The sequence below is a fragment of the Amycolatopsis alba DSM 44262 genome (assembly GCF_000384215.1).
GTDB classification, from domain to species: Bacteria; Actinomycetota; Actinomycetes; order Mycobacteriales; family Pseudonocardiaceae; genus Amycolatopsis; species Amycolatopsis alba.
On the sequence record NZ_KB913032.1, the window covers coordinates 6,593,432 to 6,613,987 of the forward strand.

The window sequence follows — 20,556 nt, forward strand, 5'->3', positions numbered from 1 at the left end:
CTGACCGGCTGTGAGCGAATCCTCCGGGCGCCCGCGCGCGCCGATCACCGAAGCCGATGTCCTGGCGTGGCTGGAAACGACGGCTGCCGCCGTCCAGGCGGGGGAGGTGAGCGCCCCCGAGCTCATCGAAATCCTGGGGGAGCTGCGACGCGCCTCCGCGGCCTGCGCCGACGCGTCCGATTGGGCGCTGCTCGCCGCCAGGGAGGAGGGCGCCAGCCTCCGTCAGATCGCGCCGGTCTTCGGCAAGGGTTACGTTCGGGCTCCGGCTGCCCGCCTCGAAAAGCTCCACCGGCAGGCGCAGAACTCGGGCCAGTGGCTCGCGATCCTCCGCCACAAGAACGAAGGAGCCCGGTGACAGACTCGGAGATCGGCGACCGGATCGCCGTCGGACTGGCGGCGCTCGGCAGGCCCGCGTACATCAACCTCGGCCGGGTCGAAGCGCTGCCGCCCGGACGCGAGTTCGGGGCGATGCGCGCGGCGACCTATGCCGTGCTGGACGACGCGTACCGCGCGGGCGTCCGGTGGATCGACGTCGCCCGTTCGTATGGTTCCTCGGAGGAGTTCCTCGCCGGCTGGCTCGCCGATCGCGCCCACCACGACGTGACGGTGTCGAGTAAATGGGGCTACCGCTACGTCGGTGAGTGGAAACTCGACGCGGAGGTGCACGAGGTCAAGGAGCACACCGCGGCGCGGTTCGCCGAGCAGTGGGCGGAAACCGTTGACCTGCTGGGGAAAGCCGTCTCGCTCTACCAGGTCCATTCGCTCACTGTGGACAGTCCGCTGTTCGCCGACGAGCGGCTGATCGGCGCGCTGGCGGAACTCGCCGCGGACGGTGTCCCGGTCGGGTTCTCCACGTCCGGCCCCGCGCAGGCCGACGCGGTCCGCCGGGCGTTCGAGCTGGAAGTGGCCGGAACGCCGGTCTTCAGTGCCGTGCAGTCGACGTGGAACCTGCTCGAACCCTCCGTCGGGCCGGCGCTCGCCGAGGCGCAAGCCGCCGGGAAACGGGTACTGGTCAAGGAAACCGTCGCGAACGGACGGCTTGTCGTCGAGCCGCCGCCGACGCTCGCGCGGATCGCACGGGAGCACGAGGTCGGCCCGGACGCGGTGGCGATCGCGGCGGTGCTCGCGCAGGACTGGCGGCCGGTCGCCGTCGTCGGGCCGTCGAGCACGGCCCAGCTGGCGGAGAACCTCCTTGCCACGAAGGCGAAGCCGACCGACGGCGAACTCGAGGAGCTGGCCGCGCTCGCCGAAGAACCGGTCGCCTACTGGCGGCACAGGTCCTGCCTCGGCTGGCACTGAGGGGCTGGACTAGTCTCGCGGCAAACGTCAGGTGGGACACCGGGGAGGCTCGAGGGTGCGTCATCGGCAGGTGCTCGCGGTGGCGACGGTCGCGCTGTTCGGTCTGTCGGGATGCGCGGACCGTCCCAACGACCTGGACACCTACTACGACGACCCGTCACCGACGCCCACGGTCGAACCCGTGCAGCCTTCGGTCAAGCCGCAGGCCGCCCCGGTCCCGCCGCCGTCGACGCAGGCTCCGGTCCCCGTCGCCGTTTCCGCCGCGTTGCTCACCGACGAAGACGTTGCCGAGGAAGAGGTCGTCCCCGGCGAGAGCAAGGTGTCCGGCTGTCTGACCGGTCTGACCCGCGGCACGAGCCGTTCGGCGACGTGGTCGTACCCGAGCGGTTCGACGCTGGAGCATCAGGTCACCGAGTACACCGACCGCGACGCCTCCGACGTCGTCACCCAGGCGGACTGCGAAGGCAAGAAGCTCACGCTGACGAAGCCATCCGGCATCGAAGCCCAGCGCGCTTGGTGCGCGGGCACCACGTGCACGGTGTTGCTCGCCAAGGGGAAACTCGTCTCCGCCCTCAGCGTGACCGCCGGAACCGAGGCTCGGGCGACGGACGCGGCGAAGCGGCTGCTGCCGGTCGTCGCGCAGCGCCTCCGTTCGGCCTAGCCCTCGTCTTCCCGCCGGAACCACTCCAACGCGCCCAGGCGCCCGTCCGGGATGAACCGGCTCTCCGGATCGTCGAGCCACGAACGCAACTCGGGCAACGTCAGCCAGCGTCCTTCGACCACTTCGGACTCCTGATGGACGAAGGGGCCGTCCCAGCGCGTTTCGAAGGCGAAGTTGTGGGCCCGGATCGTCTCGTCGTCGGTGACATGGACGAAAAGCGGCCGCAGTTCCGCTCCGTGAACACCCAGTTCTTCAGCCAGTTCACGGCGCGCGCACTCCTCCGGCGTCTCGCCCGCCGCGACGATGCCGCCCGCCCAGCAGTCCCATGTGGAGGGATAGACGTCCTTGGTGGCCGTACGGAGATGCACGTAGACGCGGCTTCCGTCACCCGAACGGACCAACACCACGCCCGCCGCGTGCCAGAGCCCTTCGGCGCGGACCCTGGCGCGAGTTGCCGCTCCCACCACGGTTCCGGCGAGGTCATAGAGCGCAACGAGTTCGTCACTGCCTGACATGGGGGGCATCGTCGCACGGCTCCGACCCCGTAGGGTGGTGGGTATGCGGCGGATCATGGGAACCGAAGTCGAGTACGGCATCGCGGTGCCGGGCGACGCGACGGCGAACCCGGTACTTACCTCGACCCAGGTCGTGCTGGCCTACGCGGCCGCGGCGGACATCCCGCGGGCAAGGCGGGCACGGTGGGACTACGAGGTGGAATCGCCCTTGCGCGACGCCCGTGGTTTCGACCTGACCGGCCCGAGCGGTCCGGGGCACGACCCGGACGTCGAGGACCTCGGCGCGGCGAACGTGATCCTGACCAACGGGGCACGGCTGTACGTCGACCACGCTCACCCGGAGTACTCGGCGCCCGAGGTGACCAACGCGCGCGACGCGGTCATCTGGGACAAGGCGGGGGAGCGGGTCATGGAGGAGGCGGCGCGCAAGGCCGCCACCGTCCCCGGCCAGCCGCCGTTGCAGTTGTACAAGAACAACGTCGACGGCAAGGGCGCGAGCTACGGCACGCACGAGAACTACCTCATGCAGCGTTCGACGCCGTTCACCGCGGTGATCGCCGGGCTGACGCCGTTCTTCGTCTCCCGCCAGGTGATCACCGGTTCGGGTCGCGTCGGTGTCGGGCAGCAGAGCGAGGAGGCGGGCTTCCAGCTCTCGCAGCGCTCCGACTACATCGAGGTCGAGGTCGGCCTGGAGACGACACTCAAGCGCGGCATCATCAACACCCGCGACGAACCGCACGCCGACGCGGACAAGTACCGGCGGCTGCACGTCATCATCGGCGACGCGAACCTGGCCGAATACTCGACGTACCTCAAGGTCGGGACCACGGCGCTGGTGCTGGACCTGATCGAGGCCGGCATCCGGTTCGACGATCTCAAACTGGACGAGCCGGTGCGGGCGGTGCACCAGATCAGCCACGACCCGACGCTGAAGGCGAAGGTGTCGCTGGCCAACGGGCGGAAGTACACCGGGCTGGACCTGCAGTTCGCCTACCACGAGATCGCGTCGGCGAACCTGGAGCGGACCGGTGCGGACGAGGCCTCCAAGGAGGTCCTGCGGGTCTGGGGCGAGATCCTGGACGCGCTGGCGCGGGACCCCCAGGAATGCGCGGACAGGCTGGACTGGCCGGCGAAGCTGCGGTTGCTCGAGGGCTACCGCGCGCGCGACCAGCTGGCCTGGGGTGCGCCGCGGTTGCGGCTGGTCGACCTGCAGTACTCGGATGTCCGGCTGGACAAGGGCCTGTACAACAGGCTCGTCACCAGGGGTTCCATGAAGCGCCTGGTGACCGAGGAGGAGGTGCTGGAGGCGATCACGACCCCGCCTTCGGACACCAGGGCCTATTTCCGGGGCCGCACGCTGGAGAAGTACGCCAACTCCATCGCCGCGGCTTCCTGGGACTCGGTCATCTTCGACGTCGGCAGGGAATCGCTGGTGCGGATCCCGACGTTGGAGCCGCTGCGGGGCACGAAGGCCCACGTGGGGAAGTTGCTGGACGACTCCGCGACCGCCGAGGAGCTGGTGGAGGCGCTCACCGGTTCGGACTAGCGGTATTTCCTTTCATCGGGGTTAAGCGATCACGGATCCCACGGAATGTCGGGACCGCTGGGTAGGCTAGGAAACATCGGCCACACCGGGAGGCGAGATGGCTCAGGAAAAGATCGAAAAGCACGGCGGAGGCGACTCGGACGAAGAGTTCGAGGGCGGCGGTCCGGCGGGCCAGGAGCGACGCGAGAAGCTCGGCGAGGACGTCGACACGATCCTCGACGAGATCGACGACGTCCTCGAGGAGAACGCCGAGGACTTCGTTCGCGCATACGTGCAAAAGGGCGGCGAGTAACCGTCTTGCGGCGGCCCCCGCGGCCGCCTGTGCGGAGCCGGCGGATCACACAGATTGGAACTTTGAGCACGTATGGAACACACCTCGGGTAAGTCTGCGCTGCCCGCCGCGTACTTCTCGTCGGCGACCTCGTCGTTCTCGGACTTCCTTCGGGCTCAGGCGCCCGAGCTGCTCCCGGAGCGGCGTGTCCCGTCCGGTGCGGGCGGGCTGGACGCGCCGCACGGGACGACGATCGTCGCGGTCAAGTTCGCGGGCGGGGTGCTGATCGCCGGTGACCGGCGGGCGACGTCGGGCAACCTGATCGCTTCGCGGGACATGGAGAAGGTTCACGTCACCGACGAGTACTCGGCGGTGGGCATCGCGGGCTCGGCCGGGCTGGCGATCGAGATGGTGCGGCTGTACGCGGTCGAACTGGCGCACTACGAGAAGATCGAGGGTGTTTCGCTCTCGCTCGACGGTAAGACGAACAAGCTCGCGGGGCTGGTGAAATCCAACCTCGAGATGGCGATGGCGGGGCTGGCCGTGCTGCCGCTGTTCGTCGGTTACGACCTCGACGCGGAAGACGCGAAGCACGCGGGCCGCATCGTCTCGTACGACGCGACGGGCGGGCGTTACGAGGAGAGCGCCGGCTACCACGCCATCGGCTCGGGTTCGCTGTTCGCGAAGGGCTCGTTGAAGAAGCTTCACGACCCGGACGCGGACGCCGAAGGCGCGATCCGCGTCGCGGTGGAGGCGTTGTACGACGCGGCGGACGATGACACCGCGACCGGCGGACCGGATCTGGTGCGCCGGATCTTCCCGACGATCGTGACGGTCACCGCGGAGCAGGGTGCGGTGACGTTGCCGCTCGAGCAGACGACAGCGGTGGCCGAGGCCATCGTGGCCGCGCGAGCCGAGCGCGGCCGTTAGCCGTCCTCCCTGTCCCTTTCCGATGAGAGCCAGAAAGAGCGGAGCACCACAGTGACGATGCCGTTGTACGCCTCTCCCGAGCAGCTGATGCGGGAGCGTTCCGAGATCGCGCGCAAGGGCATCGCGCGCGGCCGGAGCGTGGTCGTGCTCAAGTACCGCGGTGGCGTGCTGTTCGTGGCCGAGAACCCTTCGGCCACGTTGCACAAGGTGTCTGAGATCTACGACCGGATCGGTTTCGCGGCCGTGGGCCGCTACAGCGAGTTCGAGAACCTTCGTGTCGCCGGTATCCGGCACGCGGATCTGAAGGGTTACCAGTATGACCGGCGGGACGTCAGCGCGCGTGCGCTGGCGAACGCGTACGCCGCGACGCTGGGCAGCATCTTCACCGAGCAGCTGAAGCCGTTCGAGGTCGAGGTCTGCGTCGCCGAGGTCGGCGCCACCGCGGCCGAGGACCAGCTGTACCGGTTGACCTACGACGGCTCGATCTTCGACGAGCCGAAGTTCGTCGTGATGGGTGGTCAGGCCGACACGCTCTCCACGAAGCTGAAGGAGAGCTACGAGCCGGACCTGGAGCTCGAGGTGGCGCTCGGGGTCGCGGTGAAGGCGTTGCGCGACAACACCCCTGCCCCGGCCAACGGTGATTCGGATCCGGTGAAGCTCGAGGTCGCCGTCCTGGAGCGGGAGCGTCGTGGCCGCAAGTTCCGCCGGGTCGCGGGTGCGGCGCTGGACGCGCTGCTGCCGCCCGAGCCGGAGGAGCCGGCGAAAGACGAAGCGGAGGGCGACAAGCCCGAAGGTAAGTCCAAGAAGGACTGAGCCTCGCCTGCCCGGCCGCTGTACACGGTGGACGCAACCCAGGTCGAAAGCCCGTGAAGGCCTCCTTCCCTACCTTGACAGTAGGGAAGGAGGCCTTCACGGCGTTGGGCCGGGACGGATCAGCGGCCGCCTGGGATCAGGCGGGGCCGGTGCCCCACCACTGGCTGCGGCCACCGGCGATGAAGCTCCACAGCTGGAGCCGCGTGCCGTTGCTGGCCGAGTTGCCTTCCGCGGTCAGGTAGCGGCCGCTGCTCGGGCTCTGGAAGCGGACGTAACCCTCGGGGTTCACGGTGCCGCCCCACCACTGGTTCTTGGCGCCGGCGATGAAGTCCCAGAGCTGGACGATGGTGCCGTTCTTGTTGATGGAGTTGAGGTCCGCGTCCAGGTAGCGGCCGCTGGCCACGTTCTGGAAGCGGGTGTAGCCCTCGGGGTTCTGGGTGATGTAGAACGCCTGGTGGTCCGCGTCCATGTTGCAGTCCCAGACCTGCATCTTGGTGCCGTTGCGGTTGATGCTGTTCAGGTCGGCGTCCCAGCACTTGTTCGCGTCGAGTCCGGACGGGATGAGGAACATGTCGGCCTCGGCGACACCGGCGGCCTGCGTGCGGGCGCCGGTGGAGGTGCGCTTGACCGGGATGAGCTTCATGCCGTTCACGGTGACCGTCTTGAACCCGTCGCCCGTGGAGTGCGGCGCCGCGGTGGCGGGTGCGGTGGCCAGGGTCAGGACACCCGCGGCGGCGGCGATGATTACCGCAAGGCGCTTCATTTTGGTCATTTTCTTTCCCCTTTACGGAAAGCGTTTTCTCCCAGTGAGGTGAAGGGGAACGGCAGGGTTCGTCAGGCCGCGACGAAAGCGCGGCCTCGTGGCCTTTCCGGTGAATCCCCCTCGTGGAAGGCTCCGCGTAAACCCCCGAGAAGCGGACCTTCTGCGAACATCATTCAGGTCTGAACCACAGCCGTCGAGAAGATTTCCGGGAGCGGCAATAGAGCAGTTCAGCCATGTAACGGAATGGCCTGGATCACGATCACACGGCAACGACTTCGATCAAGGCGAGGACATCCGTGCGTATCGAGCTGACGTTGCAGGACCTGACGCGCGTCCGACTCGCGCCCGAAGCCGACCCCTTGGCCGAGCTGGTTTCCAGCCTGCAGATCCTGCAGCGGCGCGACGCGGGCTCGGCGTTGTTCAACCGGTGGCGGCACCGGGTCCGGCTCGGGCTGGCGGAGTCGGCTTCGGTGTTGCTGTGGCTGTGCCGTCCGTACGCGCCGATCCCGGCGTTTCTCGTTCCGGACGTGGACGAGAGCGGTCTGGAAGCCGGGCTCGCGGAGATCGCCAGAACCGATCCGGTGTGCCTGAAATCGGCGTTGCGGGACGCCCCGGTCAATCGTGAGCTGCCCGCCTGGGCGGCAGGGCTGCCGGACGGGGACACCGCCGGGCTGCCGAAGCTCGTCCAGGCGATGCAGGACTACTTCGACCTGTCGCTGGCGCCGGGATGGGAACCGGCGCGTGCCCAGGTCGACGCGGACCGGGGGATGCGGGCGCAGCTGCTGCTGCACGACGGGGTCGACGCGGCACTGGCAAGTCTGCGGCCACTGGTGCGCTGGTTGTCCCCGGTGCTGGAGATCGGCGACGGGATCGTCGGTTCCTGCGGCGCGGGTGGCGCCGGGCTGATGATCTCGCCGACGTACTTCGCGGTGTGCCCGGTGCTCGTCCCGGCGTCGGGCAAGGCACCGGTCCGGCTGCTGTACCCGTCGGTGCGGCAGGCCGCGCCGACGACCGGCTACGGCCGCGACGTGCGGAGATCCCCGGACACCGCACTGGCCGATCTGCTCGGGCCGACCCGTGCGGCGACGCTCGCGGTCCTCGCGGTCGGCTGCAGCACGTCGGAGCTCGCCGCCAGGCTGGGAGTGACGCCGTCGGCGGCCAGCAAGCACACCACCGTGTTGCGGCGCGCGGGGCTGATCACCACCGAACGCGACCGCAACGCCGTGCTGCACTCGCTGACGCCGCTGGGCAGCGCACTGCTGGACGCCTAAAGCCGATAGATGGTGAGCGCGCTGGGCCGCGACCGGAACAGGAAGTCGTTGCCGAGCGGGCCGACCTCGCCGTCGGTGGCGACGCGCCGGTTGCCGTTGAGCAGCTTGACGTGCAGTTCCGGGACGTCGAGTTCCTGGTAGACGTGGCTTGCGTTGAGGCTGTTCGTGATCGTCGCGAGAATGAAGCGCGCCCGCGAGTAGGGCAGGTCGGCCCGCAGGTAGCGGACGTCGAGGAGACCGGTGTCGAGCGCCGGGCGGTGCGAGGGCGCGAACCCCTTCGGCGAGTAGGTGCCGTTGCCGACGAACAGCAGCCAGATGCTGGTGTGCTTGCCGTTGAGGGTCACTTCCAGCGGTTTCGCGCGCCGGAGGGTGCGGGCGAGCGCGATCGCCGCGGACGGCCACTTCGGATGCCTCTTCTGCAGCTTTTCCCTTATCCGCACCATTTCCGGGTAGCCGCCGAGGCTGGCGGTGTTGACGAAGTAGCGGTGGTCATCGTCGTCGTTGATCTCGACTTCGCCGAGGTCGACGCCGACGGCGTTGCCCGCCTCGGTGGCGGCGTCCGCGTCGGGCATCGAGCGCATGCCGACGTCGCGGGCGAAGTGGTTGAGGGTGCCGGCCGGGATGAGTGCGAGCGGCAGGTCGTGGTCGGCCGCGACGGCGGCCACCGCGGCGACGGTCCCGTCCCCGCCCGCGACACCGAGCGCCCGCACCGTGTTGTCGCGGGCGGCGATCTCGTCACCGAGCTGGTCGCGCAGGTCCCGCTTCGGATCCGGGTACAGGATGGTGGCCTTGGGCCAGGCGAACCGGGCTTCCTCGGTCGGGTCCTGGCCGTCGATCCCGGAGTGGGGGTTGACCAGGACGAGCATGTCCTCGCCGTCGCGCATCTCGGGTGCTTCGGCGGTGTGCGCGGTGCGGCCGGGGACGTCGGGGTTCAGCGGCCACCAGTGCCGGGTCAGCAGGCCGGCGCCGACACCGATGCCGATCCCGACGCCGACGTCACTGGGCCAGTGGACGCCGGTGTGGACCCGCGAGTAGGCGACGGCTGCGGCCAGCGGCACGAGGGCCGCGCCGGTCTTGGGCGATTCCATCGCGACGGCCGTGACGAAGGCGGCCGCCGACGCCGAGTGGCCGGAAGGGAACGACGACGAGGTCGGACGCCGGACGAGGCGCCGGTTAAGTGGCACTTCCTCGGCCGCGGGGCGGCGGCGGGGGAACAGCGGCTTGCCGATCAGGTTCGCCGCCGCGCTCGCCCCGGCGATGGCGGCCACACCGCGGAGCGCGCCTCGGCGTGTCGGGCCCTTCTTCGCCGCCAGCGCGATCGCGACACACCACCAGAGCTTGGATTTGTCCGCACTTTTGGAGAGTGACGTGATCACGTCGTCGGCCTTGGTCCTCGGGAGCGCCGCGCTCCGTGCCATCAGCCGCCGGTCGGTCCGGCCGACCTTGCGGAAAGGGCGTTTGAGCTGCTTTAACACGGGTTCCCCACTTCCGGGCCGGGACGTCATGTGCGTGATACCCGATCGGGACTTCCCGCACACCTTTCACCGAATGCAACGTACCGACCGCGTGTCGCCGCCCGAACGGCGCACCTTCAGTGGGTCCTCACCGCCTACTCTGGTGGGATGCAGCGGCGGATCTTTGGCATCGAGACCGAGTTCGGGGTGACGTGCACCTTTCACGGGCAACGCAGGCTCTCCCCGGACGAAGTGGCGCGTTACCTGTTTCGGCGTGTCGTGTCCTGGGGGCGTTCCTCGAACGTCTTCCTGTCGAACGGCTCGCGGCTCTACCTCGACGTGGGCTCCCACCCGGAGTACGCGACGGCGGAATGCGACGACCTCGTGCAGCTCGTCACGCATGACAAGGCCGGGGAGCGGATCCTCGAGGACCTCCTGGTCGACGCCGAGCGGCGGCTGGCGGACGAGGGCATCGGCGGCGACATCTTCCTGTTCAAGAACAACACCGATTCGGCGGGCAACTCCTACGGCTGTCATGAGAACTACCTCGTGACCCGTGCCGGGGAGTTCTCCCGGATCGCCGACGTGCTGCTGCCGTTCCTGGTGACCCGGCAGCTGATCTGCGGCGCGGGCAAGGTGCTGCAGACACCACGTGGCGCGGTGTACTGCCTGTCCCAGCGAGCGGAACACATCTGGGAAGGTGTCTCCAGCGCCACCACCCGTTCGCGGCCGATCATCAACACCCGCGACGAGCCGCACGCCGACGCCGAACGCTACCGGCGCCTGCACGTGATCGTCGGTGACTCGAACATGGCCGAACCGACCACGATGCTCAAGGTCGGGTCGGCGCATCTGGTGCTGGAGATGATCGAGGCAGGCGTCCAGTTCCGTGACTTCACCCTGGACAACCCGATAAGGGCCATCCGCGAGATCAGCCACGACCTCACCGGCCGCCGCCAGGTGCGGCTCGCCGGCGGCCGTGAGGCGTCCGCGCTGGACATCCAGCGCGAGTACCACGCCCGCGCGGTCCAGCACGTCAAGGAGACCGGTTCGTCGCCGCAGTCCGAGCGCGTCGTCGAACTGTGGGGCCGGGCGCTGGAGGCGGTGGAGCAGCAGGACTTCAGCAAGATCGACACCGAGATCGACTGGGCGATCAAGCACCGGCTGGTCGAGCGCTACCGCAACAAGCACGATCTCGACCTGTCGAGCCCGCGGATCGCTCAGCTCGACCTGGCCTACCACGACATCCGCCGTGGCCGGGGCATCTTCGACTTGCTGCAGCGCAAGGGGCTCGTGCGCCGCATCACCGACGACGGCGAGATCGAACTGGCCAAGGACACCCCGCCGCAGACCACGCGGGCGAAGCTGCGCGGTGACTTCATCGCCGCCGCGCAGGCCGCCGGACGTGACTTCACCGTGGACTGGGTGCACCTCAAGCTGAATGACCAGGCGCAGCGGACCGTGCTGTGCAAGGACCCGTTCCGTTCGGTGGACGAACGGGTCGAAAGGCTCATTTCCTCGCTCTGATCGACACCCGGCTCAGAACCGGCTGACACGCGACCATCACTCCGAGTACGGTGTTGGTCGCTGTTGGTTCTGAGCCGGGGAGGGCGAGGATGGACGACGAGCGGTGGGCTTTCGAGGAAGAGCTGGAACGGGACGACGATCCACCGAGGTCGTCGGCCGCTGAACAGGTTCCTGCGGAAGACCGGATCAGCGGGCAGGACCAGGACGGTGTCGTCACCGTAGTCGTGTCACCCGATGCCGATGTCCTCTCGGTGATCCTCGCGCCGGAGTGGAAACAGTCGGTCGACCCACGCGGACTGCACAGTGCGGTGACAGCGGCCGCGAACGCCGCCACCATCGCCGCCCTGGGGCGTCAAGTTGACGACGTCGCCCGCAACCCGCCGCCGATGCCGACCTTCGGCGCGACGCCCGCGTCCAATGCTGACGAGTCGCCCCTCGGCACTCAGGACATGCTCCGACTCGTGGAGGCCGCGACAGCCGAGCTGGCGCAGTTCACCCAACGGGCCACCGCGGTCGTCGACCGCCGCATCACCGCCGGGAGCCGTGGCGGCCATGTCCACGGCACAGTGGTCAACGGGCAGATCGTCGCCATGGAAATCGACCCGTCATGGGTGGCGCAGGTCCGAACAGGGGAGAGCGAGAGCGAAATCCTCGACGTGCTCCGTCAGCTTCGTAAGGCCGCCGTTCCGCTGGGTCTCGCCGACGGTCCGCAAGGTCCTGCGATCGCCGAGATCATGGGATTGCTCTTCGACCCACATCGAATGGCTCGGCGTGTCGGTCTCGAACCTTCGATCAGTGGGGAGCAGTCGTAATGGCGGACGCTTACGACATCGCGTTGGCGCTGGACGCACTTCGGTCGGACGCGGGCCTTTGGGACGCGGCGGCGGACGATCTCGCCGCTCCTCGCGCGGCGATCGATCCGCTCGGCCTGACGCCACGTGACGTCATGTCCTACGCGGCGTCGAAAGGACTCGACAAGCAGTACAACCAGGCCCGCGCCCTCATTCAGGACATGATCGACCAGGCCGGAAGTAACTTCCGGGCCTTGTCCGCTTCCTTGCGCGCGGCGGCTGATCGGTATGCCCACGACGAGGATCAGCGTGCGCACGACATCGATCGCGCCGGCCGCAACTGACGACTCACCCGAGGGGAATCCACCATGACGGCCGCTGGAGCCAATCCGGTCATCGACCAGTCGATGGAAAAGCTTCGTGAAATCGAAGAGAAGATCCGTGAGCTGTTCGACAAAGTGAACGACGTGCTGAGCTGGGTGCCGGACGTCCTCTCGGATCTTATCGAACCTGTCCGCCGGGTCATGAACGCGCTGAACGGGAAGATGACCGAGTTCTGGGACGCGATCAAGAAGTTCGCTGTCGACCGAGGAGATCCCGCGAAGCTGAGGCAAGTGGCCGCCGAATGGTCGCATCAGATCGGTGGCGTTATCGGTGAGATCGCCGGTTCGGTATCTCTTGACAAGCTCAAGACGAACATAGAATGGAGCGGCAAAGCGGCCGAGACCTACAAGGCCACCGTTCCCGCTCAGATCGCAGGGTTGAACTCGCTCAAGGATCTCGGGCTGCAGATCCGGAACTCGCTGGTCAACCTCGCCAACGGTCTCGACAGCTTCTGGACCCAGATCTATGGAACCTTCGCAGGCTTGGGCATCGCTGTCGCCGCGGCGGCCGTCAGTGCCATCACCATTGTCGGCCTCCCGGCCGCGATCGTGATTCTGATCGGCGTGATCGGCGCCGGCATCGCGTCGATCTTCACCAGTATCAGCGCGGTGGATTCGCTTACCAACAGCATCGGGGTGGAACAAGCCGCGATTCAGGACAAGGTGGACTCCCTGGGTGCCGCGTGGCCCAGGACCAACACGGAATCGATGTCGCATTCATCGGACTGGAAACGGCAGTCGTGACGTATTCGACCGCGTGGCCGACAGAGCCGTATCGTCGGCTGCCGGCAGGGATGATCAGCACGATCCGCGAGATCGCCACCAGTCTCGGGGCCGGAACGGGTGCTGTCGGCCTGGTCATGGTGATCGTCATACAGATCGCCGGGCGGATTCTTCCGACAGCGAGTGACGGTGCCAATGTCGTCACCATGGGGATGGCTACTCTCACGGCCGGTGCGTCGCTGTTGTCGGGCATCGTCATGCTGATTTCACGGACGCTCGTGAGAACCGGGTATGTCGATACGAAAGGCGCCATCCTCCTGCGAGGATTCGAGGCGGGATTGTGCGCAGGAGCGATCTTCGCAATGACGGTCTTCTTGCTCTTTTATGTTCCGGGGGTTGCCGGTTCGGGGCGGTACAACCCGCAGGATCGCATCGAGGTGACGCCCGGCATCGTGATGTACACGCTCCTGCCGGTGCTCGCGATGATCCTGACGGTCGTGAACCTCGTCGTCGCCCACCGGTTGCTCTTCCCGACCGTCAAGAAGGTGCAGGAGCATCTCGCGCGGGAGTCCGGCTGACGCGGGTCTCGCCAGGTCGCCGTCGGCCAGGCTAGGGTGACCGGCGCGATTCTTCGACCGAGGGAGAGGTGCGCCGATGCGCCGTGCGTTGCTGGTCGTGCTGGGAGCGATCGTCCCGTTGGCGTTCACCGGCGTCGCGCACGCCGCGCCGGGATGCCCCGATCTCGCGTGGACCGAGACCCCGACGGGCACGGACGCGCAGTTGCGCGGGCTTTCCGCGGTGGATTCCCGTACGGCGTGGGTCAGTGGCAGCAAGGGCACGATCCTGCGCACCACCGACCGCGGCCGTACCTGGAAGCCCGTCGCCCCTGCCGGTACCGAGGCGCTGGACTTCCGTGACATCGAAGCCTTCGACGCCGACCGCGCGGTCGCCCTGTCCATCGGGCCCGGCGACGCGTCCCGCATCTACCGCACCGACGACGGCGGCAAGAGTTGGCGACTGTCCTTCCAGAACAGTGATCCGGCGGCGTTCTACGACTGTGTCGCGTTCTTCGACCACCGGCGCGGCCTCGCGATGAGCGATCCGGTGGACGGCAAGTTCCGGTTGCAGTCCACTTCGGACGGTGGCCGTACCTGGAAGACCGTGCCCGCCGACGGCATGGTCCCCGCACTCGACGGCGAGTCCGGGTTCGCCGCCAGCGGCCAGTGCCTCACCACGGCAGGCCCGCATGACGCCTGGATCGCCACCGGCGGCGGCGCCCGCGCGCGTGTCCTGCACTCCGGCGACGGCGGGAAGACCTGGGAGGCTGCCGACACCCCGCTGCCCAGCGGCGCCTCCGCGGGCGTCTTCTCGGTGACGTTCCGGGACCCGCGGCACGGCGTGGCCATCGGCGGCGATTACGCGGCGCCGAACGCGCCCGGTCCGGCGGTCGCGCTGAGCGCGGACAAGGGACGCACCTGGCGGACGCCGCAGGAGGCCCCGGTCGGCTATCGGTCCGGTCTGGCGTGGCTGGGGAACACGGTCATCGCCGTCGGTCCCGGCGGGAGTGATCTGAGCGCGGACGGCGGACGGCACTGGAAGGCGTTCGACACCGGATCGCTGGACTCGGTCGACTGCGCTCGCGGCGCCTGCTGGGCGAGCGGCGCGAAGGGGCGGGCCGCGCGGCTCGGCGGGGTTAAACTCGAAGGACCATGACCGCATACGCCGAACCCGGCCAAGACGCCACCGAGCACCTGGTCGAGGTGCTGAAGGCGCTCGCCAACCCGATCCGGCTCCAGGTGCTCGGGTGGCTGCGCGAACCGGACCGGCATTTCCCGCCGGAGCGGGCGATCGCCGACCAGAACGAGGTCGGCGTCTGCGTCAGTCATCTCCAGGAGAAGCTCGGGCTCGCGCAGTCCACGGTCTCGGCGTACATGGCGTTGCTGCAGCGTGCCGGGCTCGTCCAGTCCACCCGTGTGGGGAAGTGGACGCACTATCGGCGCGACGAACAGCGGATCGGGGAGCTCGTCGACCTGCTGGGACGCTCCATCTGAGCCCGCTCGGGAATAACATATCGAGAATCTGCGATACTTCGATATGTTGGACTCGACTGAGGAGAGACAGATGGAACTGGGGCGTTTCGGGATCTGGACGTTCGACTTCGAGGAGCAGCCCGCGAGCCTGCTCCGGGATTCGGTGCGGGAGCTGGAAGAACTCGGCTGGCCCGCGATCTGGATCCCGGAGCGGGACGGCCGTGAAGCGCTGACCCACGCCGGATTCCTGCTCGCGTCCACCGAGCGCATCGCCGTGGTCAACGGGATCGCGCGGATCGGATCCCGCGGTGCGCGCTGGACCCGCGGCGCGGCGGTCCTGCTTGCCGATGCCTACCCTGGCAGGCACGTCCTGGGGCTCGGCTTCGGTGGCGCGCAAACCGGTGTCAAGCCGCTGGAAGCGATGAACGACTACCTCGACGAACTCGACGCGGTCACGAGCGCGAACCCGCTGCCCGCCGCGCCGATGCGGCGGCTCCTGGCCGCGTACGGGCCGAAGATGCTCGAACTGGCCCGTGAGCGGTCCGAGGGTGCGCACACGTATCACGTTCCGGTGTCGCATACCGCCCAGGCGAGGGAAGTGCTGGGGGAGAAGGCTTTCCTGGGTGTCGAGCACGCCGTGCTGTTCGAAACCGACCCGGCCAAGGCGCGCGAGATCGCCCGCGAGCATCTGCACGTTTACCTGACGTCGAAGTACAACGTCGCGAAGTTCCTTCGCCTCGGGTACAGCGAGGCCGACATCGACGGCGGCAGGGGCAGCGACAGGCTCGTCGACGATCTCGTGTTCTGGGGCGATCTCGACACCGTCACCGCGAAACTGCAGGGGCACCTCGACGCCGGCGCCGACCATGTCGGGATCCAGGTCATCGGGGTCGGACCCGGCGAGTCGGCCATGCCGCACTGGCGGCGGCTGGCCGAGTCGCTGGTGTCCTGACCGCTAGCGGACCTGGCCGGTCGGGCGGACCACGATCTCGTTGACGTCGACCGAGGGCGGTTGCTCCAGCGCGTAGAGCACCGCCCTCGCGATGTCGTCGGGGTCCAGTTTCGGCTTGGACTTCGAGTCCTCGGGGATCATCGAGGTGTCCACCAGGCCAGGCTGCACGACGGTGACCCGGACGCCGGTGCCGATGGCTTCCTCGCGGATGGAACCGGCCAGCCCGGTCACCGCCCACTTCGTCGCCGAATAGAGGTTCCCCGGCCGGTGGTAGCGCCCGGCGACCGAACCGGTGAGCACAAGGTGTCCCTTCGACTCCGCCAGTGACGGCAGGGTCGCCCGCGCGGTCAGAGCGGTGCCGTAGACGTTGGTCAGCACCATGTCCCGCCACTGTTCGGGATCCGCGCCGCCATCGCCGAAGAACGAGACCACGACGCTCTGCCCGGCATTGGCGAACACCGCGTCCAAGCCGCCGAAGGTCTTCTTCACCGTCTCCACGGCGGAGGACAGCGACTCCCAGTCGGTGACGTCCGCCGCGAGAGCCAGGGCGCGGTCCTCGCCGAACTCGGCGACGAGGGGGAGCAGCGCCTCGCGGTCGCGGGAGAGCAACGCCAGCCGGAACCCTGCGGCCGCGGCCCGGCGTGCGGTGGCCTCGCCGAGGCCGCGGGAGGCGCCGGTGATCAGCAGTACTCGATCTTTCATGTGTCCAAACTAGGCGGCGTGTAGGTGTCCCACTCGGGCACCGGTTCGCCGACGAGGGAGGCACCGAGCCGGTCGAGGTAGAAATGCCAGCCCTTGAGGATGTCCGAGGTGTCCCAGTCGGTCTTGGGCAGATGGTGCACGAAGTCGAGCACCGTGCCGTCGCCTCGCGGGGTCAGGGTCACTTCCACCCGCCACGCGGGCTGATCGGTCACGCCGAGATCCACCACCAGGTGCTTCGGCGGATCGCATTCACGGATGACGGCGGGTCCCGGTTCGGTTTCCTTCTCCGCGGTCATCAGCAGCATGATCGTCTTGCCGACCCCGGCCTCGCCGGTCCAGGTGCCGATCCACCGCGCCATGCGGTCGGATTCGGTGAGCGCCGACCAGACGTCTTCGATGGGGTCCGGGTACTCGCGGCGGAGTTCGAGCCGGGTCACGTCGTTGTCCATGGGGTGAAGATAACCGTGGGCTTAATTAAGCGTCAACTTATTCGTTTGTCAGGACCAGCCGTCCGCGAAGCCCGCCCTCGGCCAGGCGCTCGTGTGCTTTCACCGCCTCCGCCATGGGCAGGGTGTCCGCGACCCGCTGGGTGAGCACGCCGTTGTCGACCAAGGTCGCGAGTTCCGTCAGCGCGGCGCCGTCCGCGCGGATCCAGACATGGTCGACCCTGATGCCGCGCAAGGGAATCGGGGCCGCCCCGGCCGCGAACACCACGAACCGGCCACGGTTCGCGACGGCGTCCAAGGCTTCGAGCCCGAGCAGGGCCGGGTCGAGCGCCGCGTCGACGCCGCCGGGGATCACCGCCCGCACCCGGTCGGCCAGGGAGTCGCCGCGAGGCACGAACACGTCCGCGCCGACGCCCCGGACCAAGGCCTCGTCCGCGGAACCGGCGACCGCCACCACCCGGAAACCGCGAGCTTTCGCCAAGGCGACCGCGTAGCCGCCGACGGCGCCCGCCGCGCCGGTCACCAGGACCGTCGCTCCCGGTGGCACGTCGAGCAGATCGAGCGCCTGCAGTGCGGTGAGACCGTTCAAGGGCAGGGTCGCGGCCTCCGCGAGTGACACGGTCCGCGGGGCGGCGGCGATCGCGCCGGCGTCGAGGACGACGAACCCGGCATACGTCCCTAGAGCCGCCGACGGCCGGTCCCGCAAGCCGATCACGGCGTCGCCCGTGGCGAACCGGGTGACGCCGTCGCCCATCGCGTCGACGATCCCGGCCACGTCCCAGCCGATCCCGAGCACGTCACGCGGCGGGATGATCCCCGCCTCGGTCAGGAAGCCCGACCTGGTCGCGGCGTCGACCGGGTTGACCGCGGCCGCCGCCATCCTCACTCGGACCTGTCCGGTGCCGGGTACGGGCGTCGGCTGTTCGGTGAACTCCAGGACCTCCGGGCCGCCGAACCGGCGGATCACCACTGCGCGCATCGTTCTCCTCCAAGGTGTCGTTCCAGGCGAACGTATGGGGAGTTACTCTCCATCGGGAAGTACGCACCTCGAGGTGCCCAACCGACGCGGAGGTACGTGCACCGTGGTCACGCGCACGGCACAGGAACGTCGCGACGAGGAGAAACAGGCCTACGACGCCTACCTCGCGGCCTGCCCGGCCCGGAAGCTGCTCGACGAGGTCTCGGGCAAGTGGGTCAGCCTGATCCTCGTCGCCCTCGGCGACGGGCCCCAGCGCTACAGCGACCTCTCCCGCCGGATCGCGGGCGTCAGCCAGAAGATGCTCACGCAGACCCTGCGGGCCCTGGAACGGGACGGCCTGCTGACCCGCACGGTCACCGCGTGCGTGCCGGTCCGCGTCGACTACGAACTGACCGATCTCGGCCGGAGCCTCCGGTCGCTGCTGGCCTGTGTCAAGGACTGGGCCGAGAGCCGGTTCGACGAGGTCGAGGCCGCCAGGAACCGGTACGACGCGCGATCGGCGGCTCTCACCATCGGGTCGGACGGCGCGGGCTAGGGTAGCCGGGTGTCCACCGCACGCGCCGAACGCTTGGTCAACCTGGTTCTGGCCCTCCTGTCCACCCGGCAGTACCTCACCGCCGAGCGGATCCGGGGCATCGTGCCCGGATACGCCGACGCGGCCAGCGACGAGGCCTACTTCCGCATGTTCGAGCGCGACAAGACCGAACTGCGGGAACTCGGCATCCCGCTGGAGACCGGCCGCAACTCCGCGTTCGACGCGATCGACGGCTACCGCATCGCGCGCCGCGACTACGAACTCGGCGAGATCGACCTCGCGCCCGACGAGGCGACCGCGGTCGGCCTCGCCGTCCGGCTCTGGGATTCCCCGGAACTGACCGGGGAGGCGCAGGGCGCGCTGGTGAAGCTCCGCGCCGCCGGGGTCGAGGTCGACGACCACGCCCCGACCGTCGTCGAACCCCGTGTGCGCGCCGAACCGGCGTTCGGCCCACTGCTCGCCGCCGTCCAGGCAGGGCAGGCGGTGCGCTTCGAATACCGCCGCAGCGGTTCGGCCGAGCGCAAGATCCGCACCCTCGAACCGTGGGGCGTGGTGTCCTGGCGGGGCCGCTGGTACGTCGTCGGGCACGACAGGGACCGTGGCGCGTCCCGGTGCTTCCGGCTCTCGCGCGTGACAGGGAAGGTCGACGCCTTCGGTGCTGTCGGCGTCGTCGAGCGCCCGGAAGGGGTCAACCTGCTGAAGATGGTGTCCGCCAGCAGCAGCGAGGACCCGTCCGCGCCGACCACCGCCAGTGTCTGGGTCGCCGACGGCCGGGCCGCCGGGGTCCGCCGCCGTGGCCGGGTGGTCGGCCGCAGTGACGCCGGGGGAGAAGAAGGCGACCTCGTGGAGATCGAGCTGTACTACCCCGAATCCGCCGCGGACTGGCTCACCGCCCACGGCCCGGACGTCCTCGTCCTCGAACCCGAAGTCCTCGCGAAATCGGTGCTCAGCAGGCTCGAAGCCGTCGCGCACGCCGGTGGTGCCCGATGAGCGCCACCGGACGGATGCCGCGTCTGCTCGCGCTCGTGCCGTATCTGCTCGCCCGGCCCGGTATCAAGATCACCGACGCCGCCCACGACTTCGACGTCACGCCCAAGCAGCTGCGCAAGGACCTCGAACTGCTGTGGATGTGCGGGCTGCCCGGCTACGGTCCCGGCGACCTGATCGACCTCTCCTTCGAGGGCGACACGATCGTCGTCACGCACGACGCCGGCATGAACCGCCCGCTGCGGCTCACCGGCGGCGAGGCGACGGCCATGCTCGTCGCGCTGCGGGCACTGGCCGAGACACCCGGCGTGGTCGACGCCGACGCGGTCCGCCGCGCCATCGCGAAGATCGAAGCCGCCGCCGGCCAGGCCCAGCCGTCGGGGATCGTCGTCGACAGGGGAGTGCGGGAAGGCAAGAAGACAGCCAGCACCCGCGAAGCCGTCCGGGCCGCTCTCACTGCCAAGCGCGCGTTGCGGATCCGGTACTACACCGCGTCGAAGGACGAGATCACCGAGCGCACCGTCGATCCCATGCGGTTGCTCATCGTCCAGGCGGTCGGCTATCTCGAAGCGTGGTGCCGCCGCGCCGAAGGGGTCCGGCTGTTCCGGCTCGACCGCATCGACGAGCTCACCGTGCTCGACGAACCCGCCGTCCCGCCCGCGCACGCGCAGCCCACTGACATTTCCGATGGTGTTTTCCGGCCGCGTCCCGATCAGCAGGAAGCCGTCCTCGTCCTCGATCCCGACGCACGCTGGGTAGCCGAGTACTACCCCTGCGACGAGCTCGACGAGCTCGACGGCGGAAGACTGCGGATCCGGATGCGCTACGCCGACGAGTCCTGGATGGTCCGGCTGATCCTCGGTCTGGGCGGAGACGCGCAGGTCGAGAGCCCCGCCACACTCGGCGAGGCGGTTGGTCGACGGGCGGCCGACGCGCTGGCCCGTGCCCGTCACCTTGTGTCAACCTACGAGCAGTAGG

The 20,556-nt window shown here is 68.7% G+C and carries 25 protein-coding genes; 19 read left to right on the forward strand and 6 right to left on the reverse strand.

The features are described 5' to 3' along the window. Positions 1–10 precede the first annotated feature (10 nt). Genes AMYAL_RS0130915 through AMYAL_RS0130925 form a run of 3 tightly spaced genes read left to right on the forward strand, consistent with a single transcriptional unit; the run spans position 11 to position 1,960 of the window. Positions 11–355 (forward strand): hypothetical protein, encoded by a 345-nt coding sequence (locus AMYAL_RS0130915; protein WP_020635155.1) that lies wholly within the window; start codon positions 11–13, stop codon positions 353–355. Then, positions 352–1,299 carry an aldo/keto reductase gene (locus AMYAL_RS0130920; protein WP_020635156.1) on the forward strand — a complete coding sequence of 316 codons (948 nt, stop codon included), beginning with the start codon at positions 352–354 and terminating at the stop codon, positions 1,297–1,299. The genes AMYAL_RS0130915 and AMYAL_RS0130920 overlap by 4 nt, the downstream gene beginning before the upstream one ends. Before the next feature lie 55 nt (positions 1,300–1,354). Then, positions 1,355–1,960, forward strand: coding sequence for a hypothetical protein (locus AMYAL_RS0130925; RefSeq protein WP_026467589.1), 606 nt, complete (start codon positions 1,355–1,357; stop codon positions 1,958–1,960). Here AMYAL_RS0130925 and AMYAL_RS0130930 read toward each other — a convergent pair. Further along, positions 1,957–2,475 carry an NUDIX hydrolase gene (locus AMYAL_RS0130930; protein ID WP_020635158.1) on the reverse strand — a complete coding sequence of 173 codons (519 nt, stop codon included), beginning with the start codon at positions 2,473–2,475 and terminating at the stop codon, positions 1,957–1,959. The genes AMYAL_RS0130925 and AMYAL_RS0130930 overlap by 4 nt on opposite strands. Positions 2,476–2,518: 43 nt before the next feature. Here AMYAL_RS0130930 and dop point away from each other — a divergent pair, with 43 nt between their 5' ends. The 4 genes from dop (at position 2,519) to prcA (ending at position 6,035) form a co-directional block, all read left to right on the forward strand. Beyond that, positions 2,519–4,021 (forward strand): depupylase/deamidase Dop, encoded by a 1,503-nt coding sequence (gene dop / locus AMYAL_RS0130935; protein WP_020635159.1) that lies wholly within the window; start codon positions 2,519–2,521, stop codon positions 4,019–4,021. Between the two features lie 97 nt (positions 4,022–4,118). Then, entirely contained in the window at positions 4,119–4,313 is a 195-nt protein-coding gene (locus tag AMYAL_RS0130940; protein ID WP_005150863.1) for a ubiquitin-like protein Pup, read from the forward strand. A 72-nt stretch (positions 4,314–4,385) separates the two neighbouring features. Further along, complete coding sequence (gene prcB, locus AMYAL_RS0130945) at positions 4,386–5,222, forward strand: proteasome subunit beta (protein WP_020635160.1); 837 nt, start codon at positions 4,386–4,388, stop codon at positions 5,220–5,222. A gap of 51 nt (positions 5,223–5,273) precedes the next feature. Continuing rightward, entirely contained in the window at positions 5,274–6,035 is a 762-nt protein-coding gene (gene prcA / locus AMYAL_RS0130950; protein WP_020635161.1) for a proteasome subunit alpha, read from the forward strand. A 136-nt stretch (positions 6,036–6,171) separates the two neighbouring features. Here the strand turns inward: prcA and AMYAL_RS0130955 are convergent, their stop codons facing one another. Then, positions 6,172–6,807: an RICIN domain-containing protein gene (locus AMYAL_RS0130955; protein ID WP_020635162.1), complete on the reverse strand. Its 636-nt coding sequence runs from the start codon at positions 6,805–6,807 to the stop codon at positions 6,172–6,174. Between the two features lie 287 nt (positions 6,808–7,094). Between AMYAL_RS0130955 and AMYAL_RS0130960 the strand changes: the two genes are divergently transcribed. Further along, the gene (locus tag AMYAL_RS0130960; protein ID WP_020635163.1) at positions 7,095–8,069 is read left to right on the forward strand and encodes an ArsR/SmtB family transcription factor; all 975 of its coding nucleotides are present in this window, start codon (positions 7,095–7,097) and stop codon (positions 8,067–8,069) included. Here AMYAL_RS0130960 and AMYAL_RS0130965 read toward each other — a convergent pair. Further along, positions 8,066–9,544, reverse strand: coding sequence for a bifunctional phosphatase PAP2/diacylglycerol kinase family protein (locus AMYAL_RS0130965; RefSeq protein ID WP_020635164.1), 1,479 nt, complete (start codon positions 9,542–9,544; stop codon positions 8,066–8,068). The two genes, AMYAL_RS0130960 and AMYAL_RS0130965, sit on opposite strands and share 4 nt — an antisense overlap. Before the next feature lie 147 nt (positions 9,545–9,691). Here AMYAL_RS0130965 and pafA point away from each other — a divergent pair, with 147 nt between their 5' ends. The 8 genes from pafA (at position 9,692) to AMYAL_RS0131005 (ending at position 15,929) form a co-directional block, all read left to right on the forward strand. After that, positions 9,692–11,050 (forward strand): Pup--protein ligase, encoded by a 1,359-nt coding sequence (pafA, locus tag AMYAL_RS0130970; protein WP_020635165.1) that lies wholly within the window; start codon positions 9,692–9,694, stop codon positions 11,048–11,050. 89 nt (positions 11,051–11,139) lie between these two features. Beyond that, on the forward strand, positions 11,140–11,862 hold the full coding sequence (locus AMYAL_RS0130975) for a YbaB/EbfC family nucleoid-associated protein (RefSeq protein ID WP_020635166.1): 723 nt from the start codon (positions 11,140–11,142) through the stop codon (positions 11,860–11,862). Beyond that, the gene (locus AMYAL_RS0130980; protein ID WP_020635167.1) at positions 11,862–12,185 is read left to right on the forward strand and encodes a hypothetical protein; all 324 of its coding nucleotides are present in this window, start codon (positions 11,862–11,864) and stop codon (positions 12,183–12,185) included. The genes AMYAL_RS0130975 and AMYAL_RS0130980 overlap by 1 nt, the downstream gene beginning before the upstream one ends. A gap of 24 nt (positions 12,186–12,209) precedes the next feature. Then, positions 12,210–12,968, forward strand: a complete 759-nt coding sequence (locus AMYAL_RS0130985) for a hypothetical protein (RefSeq protein ID WP_020635168.1) — start codon at positions 12,210–12,212, stop codon at positions 12,966–12,968. Beyond that, positions 12,965–13,525: a hypothetical protein gene (locus AMYAL_RS0130990; protein ID WP_245193160.1), complete on the forward strand. Its 561-nt coding sequence runs from the start codon at positions 12,965–12,967 to the stop codon at positions 13,523–13,525. Before AMYAL_RS0130985 ends, AMYAL_RS0130990 begins: the two co-directional genes overlap by 4 nt. 76 nt (positions 13,526–13,601) lie before the next feature. Next, a complete protein-coding gene (locus tag AMYAL_RS0130995) occupies positions 13,602–14,660 on the forward strand; it encodes a beta propeller repeat protein (RefSeq protein ID WP_020635170.1) in 1,059 nt (352 codons plus the stop codon). Next, a complete protein-coding gene (locus AMYAL_RS0131000; RefSeq protein ID WP_020635171.1) occupies positions 14,657–14,998 on the forward strand; it encodes an ArsR/SmtB family transcription factor in 342 nt (113 codons plus the stop codon). The genes AMYAL_RS0130995 and AMYAL_RS0131000 overlap by 4 nt, the downstream gene beginning before the upstream one ends. A 70-nt stretch (positions 14,999–15,068) precedes the next feature. Further along, positions 15,069–15,929 carry a TIGR03620 family F420-dependent LLM class oxidoreductase gene (locus AMYAL_RS0131005; RefSeq protein WP_020635172.1) on the forward strand — a complete coding sequence of 287 codons (861 nt, stop codon included), beginning with the start codon at positions 15,069–15,071 and terminating at the stop codon, positions 15,927–15,929. Between the two features lie 3 nt (positions 15,930–15,932). Here AMYAL_RS0131005 and AMYAL_RS0131010 read toward each other — a convergent pair whose 3' ends face one another. From AMYAL_RS0131010 to AMYAL_RS0131020, 3 genes are read right to left on the reverse strand one after another with little or no spacing between them, the layout of a single operon-like run. Further along, a complete protein-coding gene (locus tag AMYAL_RS0131010; protein ID WP_020635173.1) occupies positions 15,933–16,631 on the reverse strand; it encodes an SDR family oxidoreductase in 699 nt (232 codons plus the stop codon). Beyond that, complete coding sequence (locus AMYAL_RS0131015; RefSeq protein WP_020635174.1) at positions 16,628–17,080, reverse strand: SRPBCC family protein; 453 nt, start codon at positions 17,078–17,080, stop codon at positions 16,628–16,630. Before AMYAL_RS0131015 ends, AMYAL_RS0131010 begins: the two co-directional genes overlap by 4 nt. A gap of 37 nt (positions 17,081–17,117) precedes the next feature. Next, a complete protein-coding gene (locus tag AMYAL_RS0131020) occupies positions 17,118–18,056 on the reverse strand; it encodes an NADP-dependent oxidoreductase (RefSeq protein ID WP_026467590.1) in 939 nt (312 codons plus the stop codon). A gap of 103 nt (positions 18,057–18,159) precedes the next feature. Here AMYAL_RS0131020 and AMYAL_RS0131025 point away from each other — a divergent pair, with 103 nt between their 5' ends. The 3 genes from AMYAL_RS0131025 to AMYAL_RS0131035 are packed head-to-tail and all read left to right on the forward strand — an operon-like array spanning position 18,160 to position 20,555. Beyond that, complete coding sequence (locus AMYAL_RS0131025; protein WP_020635176.1) at positions 18,160–18,591, forward strand: winged helix-turn-helix transcriptional regulator; 432 nt, start codon at positions 18,160–18,162, stop codon at positions 18,589–18,591. 9 nt (positions 18,592–18,600) lie between these two features. After that, the gene (locus AMYAL_RS0131030; protein WP_020635177.1) at positions 18,601–19,581 is read left to right on the forward strand and encodes a helix-turn-helix transcriptional regulator; all 981 of its coding nucleotides are present in this window, start codon (positions 18,601–18,603) and stop codon (positions 19,579–19,581) included. After that, positions 19,578–20,555: a helix-turn-helix transcriptional regulator gene (locus AMYAL_RS0131035; RefSeq protein WP_020635178.1), complete on the forward strand. Its 978-nt coding sequence runs from the start codon at positions 19,578–19,580 to the stop codon at positions 20,553–20,555. The genes AMYAL_RS0131030 and AMYAL_RS0131035 overlap by 4 nt, the downstream gene beginning before the upstream one ends. Position 20,556 lies beyond the last annotated feature (1 nt).